The organism is Brachybacterium sp. AOP43-C2-M15, from assembly GCF_052446295.1.
Taxonomy (GTDB): Bacteria; Actinomycetota; Actinomycetes; order Actinomycetales; family Dermabacteraceae; genus Brachybacterium.
Genome location: NZ_JBQSWB010000007.1, coordinates 224,058 through 244,398 on the forward strand (window position 1 = coordinate 224,058; position 20,341 = coordinate 244,398).

Genomic DNA, 20,341 nt, shown 5'->3' on the forward strand with positions numbered 1-20,341 from the left:
GCGGCGCCCCTGCGGTCGGTCCGGCCGGTCGGTCTGCTCAACGCCTCACAGGGTGCTGCTGGGGGTGACCGGGACGTCGTCGGGCAGCACCGCGGCGAACTCCTCGAGGATCTGGTTGCCGCCCTTCTCCTCCCACTCCGTGACCGCGGCCCGGAAGTCGTCGATGGTCTTGCGGCCCTGGATCACGTCGTTGCGCACGTCGTTCAGGCGCTCGCCGAGCTCGGTGCCCTTGTCCGAGTTGGTGTCCGAGTACAGGCCGTTGGTGGGCCGGCGCATCATCAGCTCGAGCAGCTCCTGCTCCTTGCCGTAGATGTACTCCGAGTCCGAGGGGATGGTGTTGTAGATGACGCCCTCGCCGGCGGACATGATGTTCAGTGCGCTGGCCAGGCCCGGGACCTCGGCATCGGCGTCGCCGATCGGCACGTAGTTGCCGTCCTTGACCTCGTAGTCCTCGCCCTCGGTGCCGTAGTTCTTCTGCATGAACTCGACGGTGCCGAACGGTGCGGAGAGGTAGTTGACGAGGTCCAGCAGCTCGCGGATCTTCGCCTCGTCGTCCGTCTTCTTGAAGGGCGTGAAGCCCACGGTGCCGTAGCCCATGTTGTACACGGGGCGGCGGCCCTCGACGGCCGAGAACGGCACCATGATGTCCGCGAGCAGATCGGCGTTGTAGTTGCGGTACTCGGAGGCGCCGCGGGGGCCGACGGAGACCAGCGCCGCGATGGAGCCGTTGGCGAAGTCCTGGGCGGACTCGGCGTGGTTGAGATCGGGGTAGAAGGCCCCGGCCGCGAACACCTTCTGCGCGTACTCGAGGGTCTCGAGGTACTCGTCCATCTGATGGTTGGCGGTCAGGGTGCGGTCCTCGTTGACCCGGTACTGGTTCGGGACGCCGAACCACTGGGAGAACATGTGGAAGGCGTTGGGCAGGAACGGCTCGAGCGCCCAGCGCTTGCCGGGGACCAGGATCTCCTTGCACTTGTCGAGGAACTCCTCGGCGCTGCTGCACTGGAAGCCGTCCACCTCGTCCCACACGCTCGGATTGCCCAGGTACACCTGGCCGAACGGGGTCGAGGGGATCGGGGCGCCCCAGATCTTGCCGTTGACCACGGCGGTGCGCCACGAGCCCGGGGTGAGGGCGGCGAGGTTCGGGTACTCCAGCACCGCGTCGCCGGAGAGGTACTCGGTGAGATCGGTGAACTGGGACTCGAGCATCGGGCCGATGTTCGGGATGCCCTGGTTCGGCGGGACCCACATGAGGTCGGGCAGATCGCCGGAGGCGAGGATGGTCGCGAACTTCTCCGGGTAGGAGTCGATCGCGATGTCGATGTTCAGGGTCCCACCGAGCGCCTCGTTCAGCCGTCCCCACATGCCGTTGCTGGCCATGGGGGTGGGCGGGGTGGCGAAGGTCTGGGAGAGGGCCGTGATCTCGCCCGAGGTGATCGGCTTCGCGTCGGTGGTGGTGAGCAGCTCCTCGGGCGCCTTCAGATAGACGTTGTGGAGGCCCTCCTCGTTGCCGGGAAGGTCCGGGGTGAGGCCCTCGAGGGGCTGGTAGGTGGGCAGCTCGAGGGTGGCGGAGGCCTCGGCGCCGCCGCTCTGGCCGCCGCCTCCTCCTCCTCCGCAGGCGGTCGCCGTTCCGGCCACTGCTGCGGCACCCGTGAGGGCGAAGAGGTCACGTCGTCGGATCTCGAAACGCATCCGGGGTTCCTTTCATGGGGGTGCCCCGCGGGGCACCGGAGGAGAGCGGGCTGATCAGCCCTTGATGGCGCCGGTGATGACGCCCTTGGAGAAGTACTTCTGGAGGAACGGGTAGACCATGACGATCGGGGCCAGCGCCACCACGACGACGGCCATCTTGATCGACTGGGGCGGCGGGGCCTGCTGGACGCCGAGCTGATCGGCGGTGAGCGAGGTGCCCTGGATGACGTAGCTGCGCAGGATCATCTGGATCGGCCACAGCGACTGGTCGTTGATGTAGAGCATCGCGTTGAAGAAGGAGTTCCAGAACCCGACCGCGTAGAACAGGCCGATCACCGCGATGACGGCCTTGGACAGCGGCAGCACGATGGTGCGCAGGATCCGGAAGTCGCTCGCCCCGTCGATGCGGGCCGCCTCCATCAGCTCCGAGGGGATGCCCATGAAGAAGGACCGCATGACGATGAAGTTGAAGCCCGCGAACACGCCGGGCAGGATCAGCGACCAGATCGAGTTCAGCAGGCCCAGCTCCTTGATCATGAGGAACATCGGGATCAGGCCGGGGCTGAAGAAGAGCGTCAGGATGATCGCCATCAGCATGAACTTCCCGCCCAGCACGGGGCGGCTGAGGGCGTAGGCCATGCAGATGGTCACGAACAGGGCCAGCAGGGTGCCGACCACGGTGACGAACACGCTGACCCCGAGGGCGCGGAAGATCAGAGGGCTGGCGAAGATGGTCTCGTAGGCCTCGAGCGTCGGATCGGTGGGGAAGAGCACGTATCCGCCGGCTTCGCGGATCTGGTCGCCCGAGGCGAAGGACGTCGAGATCACGACCAGCATCGGCACCACGATCGACAGCGAGATGGCGACGATCACGAAGGTCTTCGCGATCGCGAGCGAGGTGCTGGGCTTCTCCATCCAGGCCGGGCGGACGGACTCGCCGAAGGCGAAGGCCCAGACGCGGTGGTGGAGGCCGCGGTCCGCTCGGGCGGCGGAACGGTCCGGGGTGCTGCTGTTCGGAGTGGAGGTGGAAGTGCTCACTGCGGCCTCCCGCGGTAGATGCCGTCCTCGCCGAGCATGTGGGCGACCTTGTTGGCCAGGACGATGAGGATGGTGCCGACGACGCCCTTGGCCAGGCCCGCCGCAGCGCCCATCGACCAGTCACCGCCGATCACGCCGGTGTAGTACGAGTAGGTGTCCAGCACCTCGGCGGTGTCCGCGCCGACGGCGTCGCGCTGGAGGATGAACTGCTCGAAGCCGACGGTGAGGATCGAGCCGAGGTTCAGGATCAGCAGCAGCACGATCACGGGCCGCATGCCCGGGAGCGTGATGTGCCAGGTGCGGCGGAAGCGCCCCGCGCCGTCGGAGGCGGCGGACTCGTACAGCGACTGGTCGATCGAGGCGAGCGCCGCGAGGAAGATGATCATCCCCCAGCCCGCGTCCTTCCAGGCGACCTCGGCGACGATCAGCAGCGCGAAGGTGTCCGAGTTGGTCATGAACGGGATCGGGTCCAGGCCGTTGCGCACCATGGCCTGGTTGATCAGGCCCGCTCCGCCCAGCATCTGCTGGAACAGGGCGATGACCAGCACCCACGACAGGAAGTGCGGCAGGTACACGATGGACTGGAACGCCTTGCGCAGGCGCTGGCTCATCATCGAGTCGACGATCAGCGCCAGCAGGATCGGCAGCGGGAAGAACAGCACCAGCTGGAACGCCGCGTAGACCAGGGTGTTGCGCAGCGCCAGGGCGAAGCGGTCGTCCTGGAACAGCTCCACGAACTTCTCGAAGCCGACGAACGGCGCCTCGGTGATCGTGTAGTAGGGCTGGTAGTCCTGGAACGCGATCACGTTGCCGAGGATCGGGATGTAGAAGAAGAGCAGCAGGGCCAGGGCCCCGGGGACCATCAGGACCAGCATCTGCCAGTCCTTGCGCAGTCGCGCCGCGAGGGACTTCTTCGGCCGGCGCAGGGGCGCCGTGTCCACGTCGAGCGCGTCCCGGTCCGGATCCCGCAGGCCGTTCGGGGCGTTCGGCTCCCCGGCGGTCACGACAGCCGGGTCCGGACCGCCGGGCGGTGCGGACTGCTCTGCTGGGCTTCGCGTCTTCACGAGCGGTGTCCTCTCGGTCGACCCGTGTCAGGGGACTGCGTCGGCGCCGGCAGCGTCTCTGCTTGACAGGGTGATCCAGATGGTAAAAGCTTGCGAGTAGTTTGTAAAACGGTTCACGATTCGTGGACGTCCGATCACGATCAGGACTCGTTGTCGGCGGACGGGTCGTGCACTCCTCTCGAAGGCGGTTCTCCCTCATGTACGACCTCCGCATCGGTGTCATCGGCTTCGGGCTGCGGTCCAACGTGGCCGTGCATGCCCACAGGCCCGGCGAGGGATCGGTGGTGACCGTGGTCGCCGATCCCAGCGAACGGGGCAAGGAGCTGGCCCGCGAGCGGATCGGGGAGGACGTCGCCACGGTCGACTCGGTCGACGAGCTGCTGGCCGAGCACGAGGTCGACGCGGTGATGGTGCTGACGCCCGACTTCGCGCATGCCGAGGTGGCGCTGAGGACGCTCGGCGCCGGCATCCCCACGTTCTGCGAGAAGCCGATGGCGATCCGCATCGAGGACACCGACGAGATGCTCGCGCTCGCGATGGAGAAGCGCACTCGACTGTTCGTCGGGCACAACATGCGCCACATGCCGGTGATCCGCCAGATGAAGGCGATCGTGGACTCCGGCCGCATCGGCCGGGTGCGGGCCGTCTGGTGCCGTCACTTCGTGGGCACGGGCGGGGACTTCTACTTCAAGGACTGGCACGCGGACCGCTCGAAGTCGACCAGCCTGCTGCTGCAGAAGGGCGCGCACGACATCGACGTCATCCACTGGCTCGCCGGCGGGTACACGCGCCGGGTCTCCGGCATCGGGGACCTCGCGGTGTACGGGGACGTCACGGATCGCCGGGACAACTCCGACCGCCGCATGGGCGACTGGTACGACGCGGACATCTGGCCGCCCACGGCGCAGAAGGAGCTCAACCCCGTCGTCGACGTCGAGGACATCTCGATGCTGAACATGACGCTCGACAACGGCGTGCTGGCCTCCTACGAGCAGTGCCACTTCACGCCGGACTACTGGCGCAACTACACGGTGATCGGGGACGCCGGCCGGATCGAGAACATGGGCGACGGCGCCGGATCGCAGATCCACATCTGGGAGTCGCGCCGCTCCGGGCCCGGCCGGCCCGACGCGGTCGAGGTGGTCGCCCGGGCCGAGGGCGGGCACGGCGGTGCGGACCCGGCACTGGTCGCGGAGTTCCTGCGCTTCGCGCGGGAGGGCGGTGCGACCGACGTGTCCGTGGTCGCGGCGCGCGAAGCCGTGGCGACCGGAGTCTGCGGTGCGGAGTCCATCCGCAGCGGCGGCATGCCCGTCCAGGTCCCGCTGCTGCGGGCCGAGATGCTGGAGTACTTCGACAACGGCCAGATCGTGACGGAGCCGGTCCGGGCCTGACCGGCATCGACGACCTCCGCGGACAGCCCCTGTCCGCACCTCCGGGCAGACTGGCGAGCATGAGCGCCGCCGAGCTTCCACCGCCCCTGGTGATCCCCGACCCGCCCGCCTGGCGCGCCTGGCTCGAGGAGCACGAGGACAGCTCCGACGGGGTGTGGCTCCTGATGGCGAAGAAGGGGAAGGACGCCCCGACCGCGCTCACCTATCAGGAGGCCCTCGAGGAGGCGCTGTGCAGCGGCTGGATCGACGGCCAGCGCCGCGGCCATGACGAGCACGCCTTCCGGCAGCGCTTCACGCCGCGCCGGCCCCGTTCGATCTGGTCGCAGCGCAACGTCGAGATCGTCGCCCGCCTGGTCGCCGACGGGAGGATGCGCGAGCGCGGTCTCGCCGAGGTGGACCTCGCGCGGGCCGACGGCCGCTGGGAGCGCGCCTACCCCGGCCCGGCGACGGCCGAGGCGCCCGAGGACCTGGTCCGCGCCCTCGCCGCGGCGCCTCCCGCGGAGGTGGCCTTCGCCCGGCTCGCCGACACCGCGCGGTACTCCGCGCTGCACCCGGTCCTCAGCGCTCCGAACGAGGCCACCCGCGCGCGCCGGATCACGGCGCTGGTCGAGAAGCTGGGGCGCTCAGCGACCTGAGGAGTCCGCGGCGCCGCCCGTCGAGCCGGCGGCCGCGCCGACGGCTCTGTCCTCCGCGCTGCCCGCGGTGCCGCCCCCGGCGCTGCCCATGGTGCCGCCCGCCACCGTCGGCGTCGGCAGGTACACCGTGCCGCCCTGCTCGCGGAACTCCCGGGATTTCGCGGCCATGCCCTCCCGGGCGATCCGCTCCTGGGCGGAGGCGTCGCCGTAGGTGTCGCGGATGTCCTGCGAGATCCGCATCGAGCAGAACTTCGGACCGCACATGGAGCAGAAGTGCGCCGTCTTCGCGGGCTCCGCCGGCAGGGTCTCGTCGTGGTACTCCTCGGCCAGCTGCGGGTCCAGGGACAGCCCGAACTGGTCCCGCCACCGGAACTCGAAGCGCGCCTTCGACAGGGCATCGTCCCGGGCGGAGGCGCCCGGATGACCCTTGGCGACGTCGGCCGCGTGGGCGGCGATCTTGTAGGTGATCACGCCCGTCTTCACGTCGTCGCGGTCCGGCAGCCCCAGGTGCTCCTTCGGGGTGACGTAGCAGAGCATCGCGGTGCCGTGGCGCGCGATCTCGGTGGCGCCGATCGCGGAGGTGATGTGGTCGTAGGCAGGGGCGATGTCCGTGACCAGGGGGCCGAGCGTGTAGAAGGGCGCGCCGTCGCACAGCTCCTGCTGGCGCTCCACGTTCTCGCGCACCAGGTGCAGCGGCACGTGCCCGGGGCCCTCGACCATCACCTGCACGTCGTGCTCCCAGGCGCGGCGGGTCAGCTCCGCGAGGGTGTCGAGCTCGGCGAACTGGGCGGCGTCGTTCGCGTCCGCCAGGCACCCCGGGCGCAGCCCGTCGCCCAGCGAGAAGGACACGTCGTAGCGGGCGAAGATCTCGCACAGCTCGTCGTAGTGCTCGTACAGGAAGTTCTCCCGGTGGTGGGCCAGGCACCAGCCCGCCAGGATCGAGCCGCCGCGGGAGACGATCCCGGTGACCCGGTTCGCGGTCAGCGGCACGTAGCGCAGCAGGACCCCGGCGTGGATCGTCATGTAGTCCACGCCCTGCTCGCACTGCTCGATCACCGTGTCGCGGAAGATCTCCCAGGTCAGCGCGTTCGCATCCCCGTCGACCTTCTCGAGGGCCTGGTAGATCGGGACGGTCCCGATCGGCACCGGGGAGTTGCGCAGGATCCACTCGCGGGTGGTGTGGATGTCGTCCCCGGTGGACAGGTCCATGACGGTGTCCGCGCCCCAGCGAGTGGCCCATTCGAGCTTGGAGACCTCCTCGGCGATCGAGGAGGTCACCGCCGAGTTGCCGATGTTGGCGTTGACCTTCACCAGGAAGGCGCGGCCGATGATCATCGGTTCCGCCTCGGGATGGTTCACGTTCGCGGGGATGATCGCGCGGCCGGCCGCCACCTCGCTGCGCACCAGCTCCACGTCGCAGTCCTCCCGCAGCGCCACGTAGCGCATCTCCGGGGTGATCTCGCCGCGACGGGCGTAGTGCATCTGGGTGACGCGGCGCCCCGGGAGGGAGCGCAGCGGGGGTCGGCTCGCGCCGCGCCACTCCGCGCTCGCCTCGCCGCGGCGCACGGCGCTGCGTCCGTCGTCGACGAGGGTGCGGCCGCGGCCGCTGTAGGTCTCGACGTCCTCTCGGCCGTCGATCCATGCGGAGCGCATCGGGGCCAGGCCCACCTCGGGCTCGCAGCCGGGCCCGGCGGTGCGGTACACCTCCAGCGGCGGGTTCGGCACACCGGCGGGGGAATCGTCCTGGGCGATCCGGGTGACGGGCACCCGGATGCCGTGGGCGGGGTCCTCGAGGTGGCCGAGGCTGTGGGTGGGGTAGTTCTCAGGGCGTGCGGACATCGTCTCGCTCTCCTTCTTCCTTCGCCGGCATGACCCGGGGCAGGTTCGGTCGGTGCTCGAACCGCGACAGTTCGATCTCAGCCCGCTGCGACGGGCACCCGAGGGATCGGCGACGACGGTAGCAGATGCCCGGCCGGTCACGGGGAGAGGACCCCTGGCCGGGACGCGGCGGATCGCTCGGACCACGGATCGCTCGGACCACGGATCGCTCAGACCACGGCTCACTCAGACCACGGCGCCGAGGTCGACCCCGGCGTCGCGGCGATGGATGCCGAGATCCGTGCGACCGGTGGCGATCCGCGGATCCAGGGCGCGCAGCTCCGCGGGGTAGTCCCCGTCGCGCAGGCGTCGATAGGGGCGGCTCGGCTCGCTGTCGATCCCGGCCAATCGGTCCACCAGGCGCCGGGTCTCGCGCTCGCCGTCCACTTCGTCCAGTCCGTCGGCGTCGTGGACGACGTGCAGGTCCAGCACGTCGATGCCGACGTACCAGAGGGCGCCGTGGGTCAGGGGGAACAGCAGCGAATCCAGGTCGCCGCTGACCCCGCGCGGCCCGATCGTGCGCTCGTCGTCCCCGGCGGTGACCACGATGAGCGCCCGACGTCGGGTGAGACCGCCGTCCCCGTACCGCCGCGGCATCCCGAGCTCGGGGTCGAGCTCGCTGTCGTAGGCGAAGCTGTCGGTCAGCACGCGATCGAGCCAGCCTTTGAGGATCGCCGGGGGGCCGTACCACCACAGGGGGAACTGGAGCACGAGCAGCTCGGCCTTCGCGAGCTTCTCCTGCTCGGCCCGGACGTCCGTCGCGGTCAGCCCCCGGGTGTAGGCCTCACCGGCGAGCGCGGCCAGATTGCCCGGTCGGTCGGCGGGCTCTCCGAGGTCGCGGTCGCCGAGCACGGGATCGAATCCCTGGGCGTACAGGTCCGAGGTCATCACGTCGTGGCCCTGGGACAGGGCCCGGGTGCCGGCGCGGAACAGGTGGCCGCTCAGCGACTGCTGTCGCGGGTGGGCGAGCACCCACAGGGCGGAGCCCGGGAGCGGGGGATGGTCGACGGTCACGAGGGACCTCCAGGTGGGGCGGTCGGTGCGGAGCGCAGTGTCGCTCCGTCGGTCATGACCCAGTCCACCGCACCCCGAGAGAGACGGAGAATGCTCTGAACGCTGAGATCCATATGCCAGCGTCTACGCTGGAGGGATGGAGATCCTCACCGAAGTGCTCGGCAACCTCCGCTCCTCGGGCGCCCTGATCGACCGCAGCCTGCTCACCGAGCACTGGAGCGTCCGGGTCGAGACCGGATCCTCGATCACCGTCGCCACCCTGCTCCGCGGGAGCGGCTGGCTCCACCAGCAGGGACGGGACGCCGAGCCCCTGGGAGCACGGGACCTGGCGATCCTCACCGGCCGCGGGCCGATCCTCCTGAGCAGTGACCTCGACGGCGCGGCGGAGCCCACCTGCGTCGTGACGGCCGAGGGCTCCTGCCTCGACGCGGAGGGCGCCGTGCTCGCGAACGAGCGCGTGGGCCTGGACGCCCGGGTCCGCCGCGAGCGGCTCGCGGCGGAGAGCGTGCTGCTGACCGGGACGCTCCCGACCTCCGGCCGGATCGCCGAGCGGCTGCTGAGCGCCCTGCCGAACGCCGTCGTCGTCCCGCGCGAGGAGCAACGGTCGACCGCCCTGGATCTCCTCGAGAGCGAGCTCGGCAACGACGAGCCCGGTCAGCAGGCGGTTCTCGACAGGCTGCTGGACCTCGTGCTGATCGGGGCGCTGCGGGACTGGTTCGCCCTGGCGGAGGTCTCCGCCCCCGCCTGGTACGGCGCCGCCGGTGATCCGGTCGTCGGCCCTGCGCTGGGTGCCCTGCACGCCGATCCCGCACAGGAGTGGACCGTCGCCTCCCTGGCCCGCCGGGCCGGGGTCTCCCGGGCCGCCTTCGCCCGCCGCTTCGCGGAGGTGATGGGCGAGCCGCCGATCTCCTATCTCTCCGGATGGCGACTGTGCCAGGCGGCGGATCGTCTCGAGCTGAGTGACGACACCCTCGACTCGATCGCCCGGCAGGTGGGCTACTCGAGCTCCTTCGCGCTCAGCGCCGCGTTCACCCGGGAGTACGGGATGCGGCCCAGCCGCTATCGGGAGACCACCCGTGCGCGCCGATGAGCCGCGTCTCCGCCGCGTCCTCGCCGTCGGCCGTGCTCCTGCGTAGAGTCGACCGCAGTCCCGCACACCGTCGTCACGCCCCGTGAGGTCCCGATGTCCCCTCCCGCTCCGCGCACCGTCCAGGCCACCGACAAGTCCTTCCCCGCCTCCGCGATCGGACGCCCGGTCACCGATCTGGGGCTGGGGCTGCGGGACCTCTCCACCCCGCTGCTCGTGCTCGACGACGCGGCGATCGACCACAACCTGCAGGTGATGGAGGCGTGGACGCAGGAGCGCGGCCTCGAGCTGATGCCGCACGGGAAGACCACCATGGCGCCGGTGCTGTGGCGCCGCCAGCTCGCGGCCGGATGCACCGGGATCACCGTCGCGACCGGCTGGCAGGCCGATGTCGCCCTGCGTGCCGACATCCCCACCGTGCAGCTCGCCAACGCCTGCACCGACCCGGCCCTGCTGCGCCGCCTGGTCGCTCACCTCGCGGCGCATCCCGAGCAGGAGCTCGTGCTCTGGGCGGACTCTGTCGCCACGATCGACCTGCTCGAGCAGGTGCTCCCGGACGACTCGCGGCTCGGGGTGCTCGTCGAGCTGGGAGCCGACGGGGGTCGCACCGGTGCCCGCACCCTCGAGCAGGCGCTCGAGGTCGCCGAGCGCGCGGCCGCCTCGAGCACCCTCGTCCTGCGCGGGGCCGCCGGTTACGAGGGGGCTCTCGGCCATGACCGCTCGGAGTCCGCGCTGCAGGCCGTCGGCGCCTACTGCTCCCGCCTCGCCGAGCTCGCGGAGCAGCTGCGTCCGCTGGTGGAGGGCGTGCCGTGGGCGACCGCGGGCGGCAGCGCCTATCCCGACCTGGTCGCCGAGGCCCTCGCGCCGCTGCAGGGCATGCGCAGGATCCTCCGCTCCGGCGCCTATCTGGTCCACGACTCCGGCTTCTACCAGGGCATCTCCCCGCTCGATGTCGAGCGGGGGATCGCCCCGGACCAGGCGCTGCGCCCCGCGATGCGGGCCTACGCCCGGGTGGTCTCGAGGCCCGAGCCGGGGCTCGCCCTGCTCGACGCCGGCAAGCGGGACGTGCCCTTCGACGAAGGCCTGCCGCGCCCCCTCGCCCGGGCCGCCGCGCTGGGCGGCGAGGAGCTCCCCCTGCCGCAGGCGGAGATCACCGCGCTGAACGACCAGCACGCCTTCCTGCGCTGGGAGGGAGAGGACGGCCCTGCCGTGGGCGAGGTCGTGGTGCTCGGGCTCTCGCACCCCTGCACGGCCTTCGACAAGTGGCGGCTCGTCCCGCTGCTGGACCCGGCCACCGGTGCCGTGGACGAAGCGGTCGAGACGTTCTTCTAGACCTGACCCCCGGACGGGCCCGGAGGGGCTCGGAGGGGCTCGGAGAGGGCTCGGCCGGGATCCGGGTAGGGCCGGTCAGGGCGCCCCCAGGGCTCAGCGCGGGAGGCGGGCCACCAGGTCGATCTCGACCAGGATGTTCGCCAGCTGCGAGCCGACGGTGGTGCGCACCGGGAACGGCTCGGAGAAGAACTCGCGGTAGGCGTCGTTGAACTCCGCGAAGTCGGCGAGGTCCGCGAGGTGCACCGTGGTCTTCAGCGCGTCGTCGAGGCTCGCCCCGCGCTCGGCGAGGACGGCCCGGAGGTTCCGCAGCACCTGCCGGGTCTGCTCCGCGACCGAGTCCGCGACCTCGCCGGTCGCCGGGTCCTGCGGTCCGAAACCGGCGGTGAACAGCAGGTCGCCGCTCACGATCGCCTGGCTGTAGGGGCCGGCGGGCTGCGGTGCGCTGCTGGTGCGGACGGCGTCCTTGGGGGTCATGCTGCTCCTCGGGTCGGTGGAGACGGGTTCGTGGCGGTCGGGGTCATGTCGGTCGGTCCCCTGCCGGCGGGTCGGCGCGGAGGCCGCCGCCGGGATGCTCTCCGGTCAGCCTGCCATCTGCGAGCACCGCCCTGCCACCGACCACGACGTCGTCGATGCCGACGGCGAGTCCGTGAGGGTCCGCGTAGGTCGCCGTGTCGCGGACGGTGTCCGGGTCGACGAGGACCATGTCCGCGACCGCGCCGGGGACGAGGCGGCCGCGCGCGCCGAGGCGGAAGCGGCGGGCAGGTGCGGTGGAGAGGTGATCGATCGCGGCGGGCCAGTCGAGGAATCCGTGCTCGCGCACGTAGGTGCCGAGATAGGAGGCGAAGGTGCCGCGGGCGCGCGGATGCGGATGGGCGCCCACGAAGATCCCGTCGGAGCCGCCGACGTGCCGCGGATGCGCGATCAGGCGCCCGAGGTCCTCCACGCGGCGCTCGTCGCGCACGGCCATCACCACGTTCACCTCCAGTCGCGAGGCGGCCAGGAGGTCCAGGGCCGCGTCCACCGCATCGCTCCCGCGGCGCGCGGCGAGCTGCGCGAGGGTGAGCCCGTGGGCGTCCGCGAACTCCGGGGCGGTGGCGTGGGCGATCGTGATCAGCTCGGGCCACTGCGGGCCCAGGCTCGCGTTCTCGTCCACGCGCGGGAACCACTCCCGTCGCAGCCGTCGGCGCTCCTCGGGCTCGCGCAGCAGCGCGGCCGCCTCCTCGCCGGCCAGGGCGTTCAGGGCCGGGGGCAGCAGGGACATGCCCAGCAGCGAGCAGCCCCGCGTGTACGGGTAGGCGTCGAAGGTCGCGTCGACCCCCTGCCGGGCGAGCTGGTCCATCAGCCGCGCGGCCTCGGCGGCGCGGGTGTGGAAGTGCGAGATGTGCACCCCGACCCCTGCGGCGAGTCCGATCCGGGCGACCTCCTCGATGCCGGCCTGCGAGTTCTCCTCGTAGCCGCCGCGCATGTGGGTCACGTACGGCAGGCCCGCCGGCGCGAGCGGGCGGCACAGCGCGGCGATCTCCTCGGCCCCGGCGAACAGCCCGGGGGTGTAGTCCAGCCCTGTGGAGAGTCCGGCCGCGCCGTCGGCGAGCCCTTCCGTGACGAGCCGGGTCATCGCGCGGACCTCGACCTCGGTCGCCGGGCGGTCCGCGCTGCCCATCACCTCGTGGCGCACCGTGCCGGCCGGCACCAGGACGGCGACGTTCAGGGGGATCGTCCGGTCGTAGCTCGCGAGCAGGTCAGCGATGCGCGGTCCGCGGTAGTGGGGGTGGGGGCCGTTGATGGCGGCGAAGTACGCATGGGCGTAGGCACCGTCGCCGGGCGCGTAGGAGACGCCGTCCTGTCCGCCGATGATCGTGGTGACGCCCTGGCGCAGCAGCGCGAGCTGCACCTCGGCGTCGAAGACCAGGCCCTCGGCGTGGGAGTGGGCATCGACCAGGCCGGGGGCGACGAGGCGCCCGTCGGCCTCGAGGATCCTCGCCTCCGGATGGTCGCGGGGGGAGAGGTCGCCGGTCGCCGCGATGGTCCCGTTGTCGACCAGCAGGTCGGCGCGGACGATCCGACGGTCGTCGACGAGACGGCCGCCGCGGATCAGCAGGCTGCCCCCGGCGGGCGCGTCAGCGGGTGAGGGCATGCGCGTCGAGCACCTCCTGCACGTCGGCCGTCGCGACCGCCCCGGCGTGCACCGGCCAGGAGGCGGCGACGAACCCGTCGGGCCGCACCAGCAGGAGGCGGTCCGTGCGCAGCCGCCCGAGCGGGTCCTCGGGGAAGGCGAACGGGCCCTCGATCCGGTCGGGGAGCCCGACGGGGCGGTCGGCCTCGGCGCCGTAGGAGTGCAGCTGCCAGGTCATCGCCCGCAGCGCGGAGCGGTTCTGCGCGGTGGGCGGCAGGCGCAGGCCGACGGCGCGGTCCGCGGCCCATCGAGGCACAGGATCGCCTGCCGGCACGGCGCGATAGCGGATCCGGTACTGGCCGAGCAGTCCGCCCAGCCGCGGCCCGGCCCGGGAGGCGAGCAGGCGCGGGGCGAGGCGGGCCAGCACGTCGCGGGCACGCCGCCGGGCGAAGGCGGTGCCGCGCCCGGGGCGGGCGATCGCCCCGAAGGCGCGGTCGGTCGCGGAGATCAGGGTGAGCGCCACCGGTCGGCGCTCGCGCTCGTAGCGGTCGATCGCCGTCGGCCCCAGACGGCCGGTGGAGAGGTCGGCGAGCAGGTGCGCGAGGTGGTGGGCGTCCTGCAGGCCGGTGTTCATGCCCTGTCCGCCGACGGGGGAGTGCACGTGGGCGGCGTCCCCGGCCAGCAGCACGGAGCCCTGCCGGAAGCGCGCGGCCACCCGGTGATGGACCCGGTAGGAGGAGAACCAGTCGAGCCGGTCGTAGGCCAGCCCCAGGTCCGCGCGCAGCGCCGCCAGGGCCTCGTCCTGCTCCGGATCGTCGGTGCCGTGCAGCCACACCACCCGGACGTGCCCGCCCGGCCCCATCGGGAACGTCACCGCGAACCGCTGCCTGCCGAAGCGGGCCGCGAGGGAATCCTCGGGGATCCCCTCGACACCGTGCAGATCCGCGACGCAGAAGGTCGCCGCATCGGTGACGCCCTCGAAGGGCAGGTCCAGCGCATGGCGCACCGGGGAGCTCGCGCCGTCGGCTCCGATCACCCATCGTGCACGGATCCGCAGCGGCCCCTGGGGCCCTTCGACCAGTACGTCGACAGGAGCGGCGGCGCCGGCCCCGTCGGTCCCGGCGGCATCGCTCAGCAGGGCGATGAAGCGATGACCCCAGCGCACGGGGACGCCCTCGGCGGCGAGTGTCGAGGCGAGCAGCTCCTCGTTGCGGGACTGCTCGAAGATCGGGGCCCCGGGGAACGGCGTCCACCCGGTCTGGGCGGCCGCGAAGTCCGCGCGGGCCGACGGCGCCCCGGCCAGGATCTGGATGCTCTCGGCGCGGTGGGAGCGGGCCAGGACCTGCTCGGCCAGGCCCAGCTGATCGTAGATCTCCATGCTGCGGGCCTGGACGACGAGCGCCCGTGACTCCCGGGTGGGGCCCGACTTCCCGTCGATCACCAGCGCCGGGACGCCCCGACGGTGCAGGACCAGCCCTGCCATCAGCCCCGTCGGCCCGGCGCCCACCACGAGCACCTCGGTCTCGAGCCCGTCGGGATCTGGCGCCTCGGGAGCGGGCGTCCCGGTACCGGGCGCGCGGGCTCCCGGAGCGTGTGCGGACGGGCAGGCGGTCATGACGGGACCTCGTCTCGAGGGGCTGGGCGGCTCTGTTTCCACGGTAGTCCTCGGCTCCGCGGGAGTCCGCTGCCCCGGGGTCGTTCCCCGGGCGCGTGCGAGAGGGGCGGCCGGAGACCGATGACGCGATGGTCAACGATCCCGGGCCGCCCCTCGGCACCGCCCGGATCAGACAGTGCTGATCAGGCGGTGAGGATCAGGCGGGGGCGCCGACCAGCTCGCGCCGGCGGTCGCCCTCGCGCTCGCTCTCCAGGTGCGCCGCGGAGGACAGATCCACCTCGACGACGGGATAGATGTTCCCGTCCTCCCAGGTGGTGGTGTGCTCCGAGGTGCGGTGGGAGCGGGTGAGGTAGCGCAGCCCCGCGCTCTGGTCGCGGAAGACGACGAGGTGGGACTGCGGACTGTGCTGTCGATGGTCGTTGTACTGCATGGTGCTGCTCCTTCGAGGTCGGCGCGAGGGCCGACGGATGTCGTGATCCGGCGGGTCGCCGGGATGCGCGAGTCGCGCAGGGGTGCGCCCTGTCCGCTGGGGCGGACGGTCGCTCGGCCGATCCCGCTGGGGCGGGAGGCCGGTGGCGCGCACCGGTCGGGCTGCTCCACGGGAGGCCGCCTGGTGGGCGGGATGGAGGCGGCACGAGGGCGCAGGCCGTGCGGGTCGGGCTCCCGCCTCTCTGCCGTCATGGCAGGGCGTGAGCCGCGGGTCCCGCGGCGGTCGGACCGAGCGGGATGGCGCTCGGGTGGCGGGTCTCTCCGCCGGTGGCGACGAGGTCGCCGGTCCGGGTCGCGGGTGTCGACCGCCCACGACCACAGTGGACGCTACCAGGGAACAACGCCCCGGCCAAGGGTTTATTCCCGCAGTCCGTCGAGGAGCGGTCGTCGGTCGGTCCGACGGGGACGGGGGAGGTCCTCCCGGGGCGCGGATCCGCCCGCCCCGGAGCGCGCTGTGCGTGCCGGGCGCGGTGATCGGGGGGCACCGCGCCCGGCACCGGTCACCGAGTCGGCGTCCCGGGATCCGGGGCGTCGGTGCTCGCGGCCGCGTAGCGGCGGCGGAACCTCTCGACGCGCCCGGCGGTGTCGAGCACGGTGGCCCGACCGGTGTAGAAGGGGTGGGAGGCGGAGGAGACCTCGATGTCGATCACGGGGTACTCGACGCCGTCCTCCCAGGTCACCGTCTTGTCGGAGGTGCGGGTGGAGCGGGTGAGGAACGAGAACCCGGCGCTCGCGTCGCGGTAGACGACGGGTCGGTACTGCGGATGGATGGTGCTCTTCATGGTGTCCTCTCGGCGACGGGTTCGACAGGGCGGGGCGGGTGCGCGGCGATCACCAGCTGGACGTGGTGACGCCCGGCAGCTCCCCGCGGTGCGCGGCGGCCCGGAACCTCACGCGGGAGAGTCCGAACCGACGCAGGTGGCCGCGCGGGCGGCCGTCGATCGCGTCACGATTGCGCAGGCGCGTCGGACTCGCATCGCGCGGAAGGCGCTGCAGGGATCGCTGGGCCTGGAGGCGCTCGGCCATCGTGGAGCCCGGGTCCTTGACGACGGCCTTGAGCGCGAGGCGCTGCTGCGCGTACCGGGCGACCGTGCGACGCCGGCGGGCGTCGGCGGCGATCTTCGAGGTCTTCGCCATCAGCGCTCCTCCCGGAACTCGACGACCTCGCGGAGGCGCGGATCGAACTTGCGCATCACCAGGCGGTCCGGGGAGTTCCTGCGGTTCTTGGTGGTCATGTAGGTGTAACCGGTGCCGGCGGTGGAGCGCAGCTTCACGATGCCGCGCAGTTCGTTCCTCGTCGCCATGGGGTGGCTCCTTCGGGGGTCCGGGCCGCGCGGCTGGGCCGGCGACTTGACAGTGCTGCGATACGGGCGGCGATACTAGTTACTGAGAATCATTATCGTCAAGGCAGGGAGTGGGGCGCGACATGACCGATCCGAACGGGGCCGAGCGGTTCGAGCAGTCCGAGCAGTCCGAGTGGGCTGGGCGGTCCGGGCAGGTCGAGCGGCCCGGCGACGACGGCGGGGGGTCGGTGCCGGTCGCGACGGTCACGGCGATCGACCCGGTGCTGAGGGACTCTCTGACCGCGAGCCTCCTGCTCGACGTGCCCGGCGCCGTCGAGCTGCGCTACGCCGTGGACGTCGACTCCGGGGTCCTGCGGCGACTGGTCGTCGACCTCGCCGGAGTGCGGGAGGACGAGGAGGTCGAGCTCGAGCACCCCTGCGTCTCCTGCGCCATGCGCGAGGACGCCGTCCCGACGCTCGACCGTCTCTCGCGCGATCCGCGCATCGGCGCGATCCTGCTGGTCCCTCCGATCAGCGCGGACCCCCAGGCCGTGGCCGGCACCCTGGTGCATCAGGAGGACCGCTGGCGGCTCGCAGGGTCGGTCGCGGTGCTCTCCGGGGTGCGGGCGCGCCATGACCTGCTCGGTGCGGACACTCTCGCCGAGCGTGGGCTGCAGTGGGCCGTGGACGACCGACGCAGCGTGGGGGAGGCCCTCGCGGCGCAGATCGAGTACTCGGGGCTGATCGTCGTGGACGGCGGTGGCGCGCTCGCCGGTGCGGGCGACGGCGCAGAGGTCGAGGGAGCCGCCGGCCTCGAGCTGGTCGAGCACCTGCGCGCCCCGGACCAGTGGCTCGCCACCTCGGTCCACGACCTCGAGGCCGCCGCCGTGCTGGGCCTCGACCTCGACCATGTCGGCGGTCTGCGCCGGCGCGACCCGCGCCGGATCGAGTCCTACGGAGGGCCCACGGAGCACGGCACCTGGACCGTGGACATGCACTCCGACCGGCCCTTCCACCCGCGGCGGTTCCTCGAGAACGTGGAGGACCTCGGGGCGGGGCGCCTGCGGGGGCGCGGCCGGTTCTGGGTGCCGGACCGCCCGCGCTCGATCTGCCAGTGGGACGGTGCCGGCGGCCAGGTCTCGATCGGTGCCGTGCTCGAGACGGGAGCCGACCTCCCGTCCACCCGGATGGTGGTGACGGGGGTCGAGGCGGCCGACGCGGTCCGGGTGCGGGACGCCTTCGCCCGCAGCCTGCTCACCCCCGAGGAGTGGGCCCAGGGGCTGGCGCCCTGGCTCGGCACGGAGGATCTGCTCGCCCCCTGGCTCGGGCGGCGGGACGCCGGTCGGCGCCACGCCGCCTGAGCTGAGCTGAGCTGAGGAGAGCCGAGCCGCGCAGGGCCTGCTCCGCCCCGAAGGGCTCAGGCCGTCGCGGTCCGGGCCGGGAGGGTGTTCCGGCCGTAGCGTCGGCGGAACCGCTCGATCCGTCCAGCGGTGTCGACGGCCTTCGACCCGCCCGTCCAGTACGGATGGGAGGCGGAGGAGACCTCGACGTCGATCACGGGGTACTCCGTCCCGTCCTCCCAGATCACGGTGCGATCCGACGTGCGGGTGGAGTTGGTCAGGAAGGCGCTCCCGGCGCTCGCGTCGCGGAAGACGACGGGGTGGTACTCGGGGTGGATGTTCTTCTGCATGGATGCTCCTCGACTCGCTGTTGCCTGAACTTTCAACGAGTGGAGGGGCGGGGATATTCCCGCGGCGGACGACGGGTCACCCAGGGCGCCCGGGGCCCGGTGGGGCCTCGAGTGCCCGGTCGCCTCACTCGTCGGTGTCCCGCCGGTGCCCCTTGCGGGCCTCGGGGTCCACGACCATGAACACGTCGACGGGGCCGCCCTCCGCACCGAAGGCGTGGGGGAGCATCGTGTCGAACTCGGCGGACTGGTTCTCCGCGACCCGCAGACGGCGATCGCCCAGCAGCAGGGTCAGCGTTCCGGAGAGGACCACGAGCCACTCGCGGCCGGGGTGGGCGCGCATCCGCGAGGCGTCCGGGGGTCCGGTGACCCGGCGCCGCAGCACCACCGAGTCCGGGGAGTGCCGGATCCGCCAGCGCAGGGCATCCATGCCGTGATCGTTCCGCGCATTGGCGACGACCTCGTCCGACTGCGCCTCGACCAGCTCGTCGAGGCTCGTGTCCAGGGCGCGGCCCAGCGTGACCAGCTGGTCCAGCGCCAGCCGTCGCTGGCCGTTCTCGATCCGCGACAGGGTGGAGGGGCTGAGGTGGGCCCGTGCGGCGAGGTCTCCGAGCGAGAGTCCCTGCGCGTGGCGCAGCGCACGCAGTCGCTGTCGCACAAGGCCGTCCACCGACTGTGAATCTTGCGTCATGGGCAAGAGGGTATGCCGTTGAGGCAAGCCATGTCTACGGTCGTGCCGTGCCTCCCGACGGAGGCGCCCCACACCGAGAGGATCGCCATGACCACCATCGACCAGCTTCCTGACTCCCTCGTCGACGTCGCCGTGATCGGCGGTGGCGCCGCCGGACTCAATGCCGCGCTGATGCTGGGCCGCTCCCGCCGCAGCGTCGTCGTGCTGGACACCGGCGCGCCCCGCAACGCCCCGGCCGACGGCATCCACGGCCTGCTCGGCAACGAAGGCGTCGCGCCCACCGACTACCTGGCCCGCGGACGCGAGGAGGTGCGCTCCTACGGCGGTCTGGTCGTCACCGCAGAGGTCGGCGCCGCCCGCCCCGGTGCCCCGGCGGCCGACGGCGACCTGCGCTTCGAAGTCGATCTCGCCGACGGCCGCCGCCTCACGGCGCGTCGCGTGCTCGTGGCCACCGGAGTCCGGGACGAGCTGCCCGAGATCCCGGGTCTCGCCCAGCACTGGGGGCACGGCGTGATCCACTGCCCCTACTGCCACGGCTGGGAGGTGCGCGATCGGTCGATCGGGATCATCGCCCGCGGCCCCGCCTCCGCCCACCAGGCCCTGCTGTTCCGCCAGCTCGCCGACGACCTGGTCTACTTCACCGCCGGCTCCGCGCTCGACGCCGAGTCCCGGGACCGCTTCGCCGCCCGGGGCATCCGCATCGTCGACGGGGAGCTCGCCGAGGTGCTCGCCGCGGGATCGGGAGGCGTCGCCGGGGTGCGACTGGCCGACGGCGAGGTCGTCGAACGCTCCGTGCTCGTGGTCGCCACCACCCTGCACCCGCGCCTGCAGGGCCTCGGCGACCTCGCGCTGCCGCTCGAGGATCTCCCGGGAGGCATGGGCCGTCGCGTCCCGGCCGGGATGGGCGGGACCACCAGCGTTCCCGGGGTGTGGGCCGCGGGCAACATCGCCGAGCCGATGGCGCAGGTCGGGGCGTCGGCTGCGGGCGGCGCCATGGCCGGTGCGCATCTCAACGCCGCCCTCGCCCTCGCCGAGGCCGACGCGGCCGTCGTCGCCTCCGCCGGACTCTCCGCCGCCTGAGCTCACCCGACCCACCTCTCCGGAGGGTCGCCGCCCGCTCATGACCCCTGCCGCCGGCACCAGCGCCGCGGCAGGGGTCTTCCTGTGCCCGCAGTGCCCGCAGTGCCCGCAGTGCCCGCAGTGCCCGCAGCGCCCGCCGTGCTCGCAGCGGCGCTGACGTGCGCAGATGGCGCCGTGTGACGGCGCTCCTCGTCCGCTCGCTCGCAGGGATCTACTGTGTGCCTCGCATCGGTGCTTATGACCGACATAAGC

20 protein-coding genes and 1 riboswitch are annotated in these 20,341 nt (G+C 72.2%); of the genes, 6 read left to right on the top strand and 14 right to left on the bottom strand.

The genetic code is table 11. The features are described from left to right. Positions 1-45: 45 nt before the first annotated feature. From ACT3SP_RS09875 to ACT3SP_RS09885, 3 genes are all read right to left on the bottom strand, one after another. Entirely contained in the window at positions 46-1,692 is a 1,647-nt protein-coding gene (locus tag ACT3SP_RS09875; protein ID WP_444587111.1) for a sugar ABC transporter substrate-binding protein, read from the bottom strand. 54 nt (positions 1,693-1,746) lie between these two features. Further along, entirely contained in the window at positions 1,747-2,607 is an 861-nt protein-coding gene (locus ACT3SP_RS09880) for a carbohydrate ABC transporter permease (RefSeq protein ID WP_444587144.1), read from the bottom strand. Between the two features lie 119 nt (positions 2,608-2,726). Next, positions 2,727-3,605, bottom strand: a complete 879-nt coding sequence (locus tag ACT3SP_RS09885) for an ABC transporter permease (RefSeq protein ID WP_444587145.1) — start codon at positions 3,603-3,605, stop codon at positions 2,727-2,729. Between the two features lie 386 nt (positions 3,606-3,991). Between ACT3SP_RS09885 and ACT3SP_RS09890 the strand changes: the two genes are divergently transcribed. Continuing rightward, on the top strand, positions 3,992-5,185 hold the full coding sequence (locus tag ACT3SP_RS09890; RefSeq protein ID WP_444587112.1) for a Gfo/Idh/MocA family protein: 1,194 nt from the start codon (positions 3,992-3,994) through the stop codon (positions 5,183-5,185). A gap of 59 nt (positions 5,186-5,244) precedes the next feature. Next, positions 5,245-5,820: a YdeI/OmpD-associated family protein gene (locus ACT3SP_RS09895; protein ID WP_444587113.1), complete on the top strand. Its 576-nt coding sequence runs from the start codon at positions 5,245-5,247 to the stop codon at positions 5,818-5,820. Here the strand turns inward: ACT3SP_RS09895 and thiC are convergent. Further along, positions 5,809-7,659, bottom strand: a complete 1,851-nt coding sequence (thiC, locus tag ACT3SP_RS09900) for a phosphomethylpyrimidine synthase ThiC (RefSeq protein ID WP_444587114.1) — start codon at positions 7,657-7,659, stop codon at positions 5,809-5,811. The two genes, ACT3SP_RS09895 and thiC, sit on opposite strands and share 12 nt — an antisense overlap. Continuing rightward, positions 7,659-7,769, bottom strand: a riboswitch (TPP riboswitch). Its footprint overlaps the gene before it by 1 nt. A gap of 115 nt (positions 7,770-7,884) precedes the next feature. Continuing rightward, a complete protein-coding gene (locus ACT3SP_RS09905; protein WP_444587115.1) occupies positions 7,885-8,712 on the bottom strand; it encodes an NAD(P)H-dependent oxidoreductase in 828 nt (275 codons plus the stop codon). Positions 8,713-8,848: 136 nt separating this feature from the next. On the opposite strand from ACT3SP_RS09905, the gene ACT3SP_RS09910 reads away from it, so the two are divergent. Further along, on the top strand, positions 8,849-9,802 hold the full coding sequence (locus tag ACT3SP_RS09910) for a cupin domain-containing protein (RefSeq protein ID WP_444587116.1): 954 nt from the start codon (positions 8,849-8,851) through the stop codon (positions 9,800-9,802). A gap of 93 nt (positions 9,803-9,895) precedes the next feature. Continuing rightward, a complete protein-coding gene (locus ACT3SP_RS09915; protein ID WP_444587117.1) occupies positions 9,896-11,131 on the top strand; it encodes a hypothetical protein in 1,236 nt (411 codons plus the stop codon). 93 nt (positions 11,132-11,224) lie between these two features. On the opposite strand, the gene ACT3SP_RS09920 is transcribed toward ACT3SP_RS09915, so the two are convergent. The 7 genes from ACT3SP_RS09920 to rpmG form a co-directional block, all read right to left on the bottom strand. Next, positions 11,225-11,605, bottom strand: coding sequence for a RidA family protein (locus ACT3SP_RS09920; protein WP_444587118.1), 381 nt, complete (start codon positions 11,603-11,605; stop codon positions 11,225-11,227). A gap of 43 nt (positions 11,606-11,648) precedes the next feature. Next, the gene (locus ACT3SP_RS09925) at positions 11,649-13,265 is read right to left on the bottom strand and encodes an N-acyl-D-amino-acid deacylase family protein (RefSeq protein WP_444587119.1); all 1,617 of its coding nucleotides are present in this window, start codon (positions 13,263-13,265) and stop codon (positions 11,649-11,651) included. After that, on the bottom strand, positions 13,249-14,859 hold the full coding sequence (locus tag ACT3SP_RS09930; RefSeq protein WP_444587120.1) for an FAD-dependent monooxygenase: 1,611 nt from the start codon (positions 14,857-14,859) through the stop codon (positions 13,249-13,251). Before ACT3SP_RS09930 ends, ACT3SP_RS09925 begins: the two co-directional genes overlap by 17 nt. Positions 14,860-15,055: 196 nt before the next feature. Next, complete coding sequence (locus ACT3SP_RS09935; protein ID WP_444587121.1) at positions 15,056-15,289, bottom strand: hypothetical protein; 234 nt, start codon at positions 15,287-15,289, stop codon at positions 15,056-15,058. A gap of 559 nt (positions 15,290-15,848) precedes the next feature. Continuing rightward, positions 15,849-16,130, bottom strand: coding sequence for a type B 50S ribosomal protein L31 (locus ACT3SP_RS09940; RefSeq protein WP_444587122.1), 282 nt, complete (start codon positions 16,128-16,130; stop codon positions 15,849-15,851). 49 nt (positions 16,131-16,179) lie between these two features. Further along, entirely contained in the window at positions 16,180-16,485 is a 306-nt protein-coding gene (gene rpsN, locus ACT3SP_RS09945; RefSeq protein ID WP_444587123.1) for a 30S ribosomal protein S14, read from the bottom strand. Continuing rightward, a complete protein-coding gene (gene rpmG, locus ACT3SP_RS09950; RefSeq protein ID WP_444587124.1) occupies positions 16,485-16,652 on the bottom strand; it encodes a 50S ribosomal protein L33 in 168 nt (55 codons plus the stop codon). The genes rpsN and rpmG overlap by 1 nt, the downstream gene beginning before the upstream one ends. Before the next feature lie 122 nt (positions 16,653-16,774). Between rpmG and ACT3SP_RS09955 the strand changes: the two genes are divergently transcribed. After that, positions 16,775-17,992 (top strand): GTP-binding protein, encoded by a 1,218-nt coding sequence (locus tag ACT3SP_RS09955; protein ID WP_444587125.1) that lies wholly within the window; start codon positions 16,775-16,777, stop codon positions 17,990-17,992. Between the two features lie 56 nt (positions 17,993-18,048). Here ACT3SP_RS09955 and ACT3SP_RS09960 read toward each other — a convergent pair whose 3' ends face one another. Together ACT3SP_RS09960 and ACT3SP_RS09965 are read right to left on the bottom strand one after the other, a co-directional pair. Beyond that, complete coding sequence (locus tag ACT3SP_RS09960; protein ID WP_444587126.1) at positions 18,049-18,321, bottom strand: type B 50S ribosomal protein L31; 273 nt, start codon at positions 18,319-18,321, stop codon at positions 18,049-18,051. A 124-nt stretch (positions 18,322-18,445) separates the two neighbouring features. Further along, entirely contained in the window at positions 18,446-19,009 is a 564-nt protein-coding gene (locus ACT3SP_RS09965) for a helix-turn-helix domain-containing protein (RefSeq protein ID WP_444587127.1), read from the bottom strand. An 87-nt stretch (positions 19,010-19,096) separates the two neighbouring features. On the opposite strand from ACT3SP_RS09965, the gene ACT3SP_RS09970 reads away from it, so the two are divergent. Then, positions 19,097-20,089, top strand: a complete 993-nt coding sequence (locus tag ACT3SP_RS09970) for an NAD(P)/FAD-dependent oxidoreductase (RefSeq protein ID WP_444587128.1) — start codon at positions 19,097-19,099, stop codon at positions 20,087-20,089. Positions 20,090-20,341: the final 252 nt, after the last annotated feature.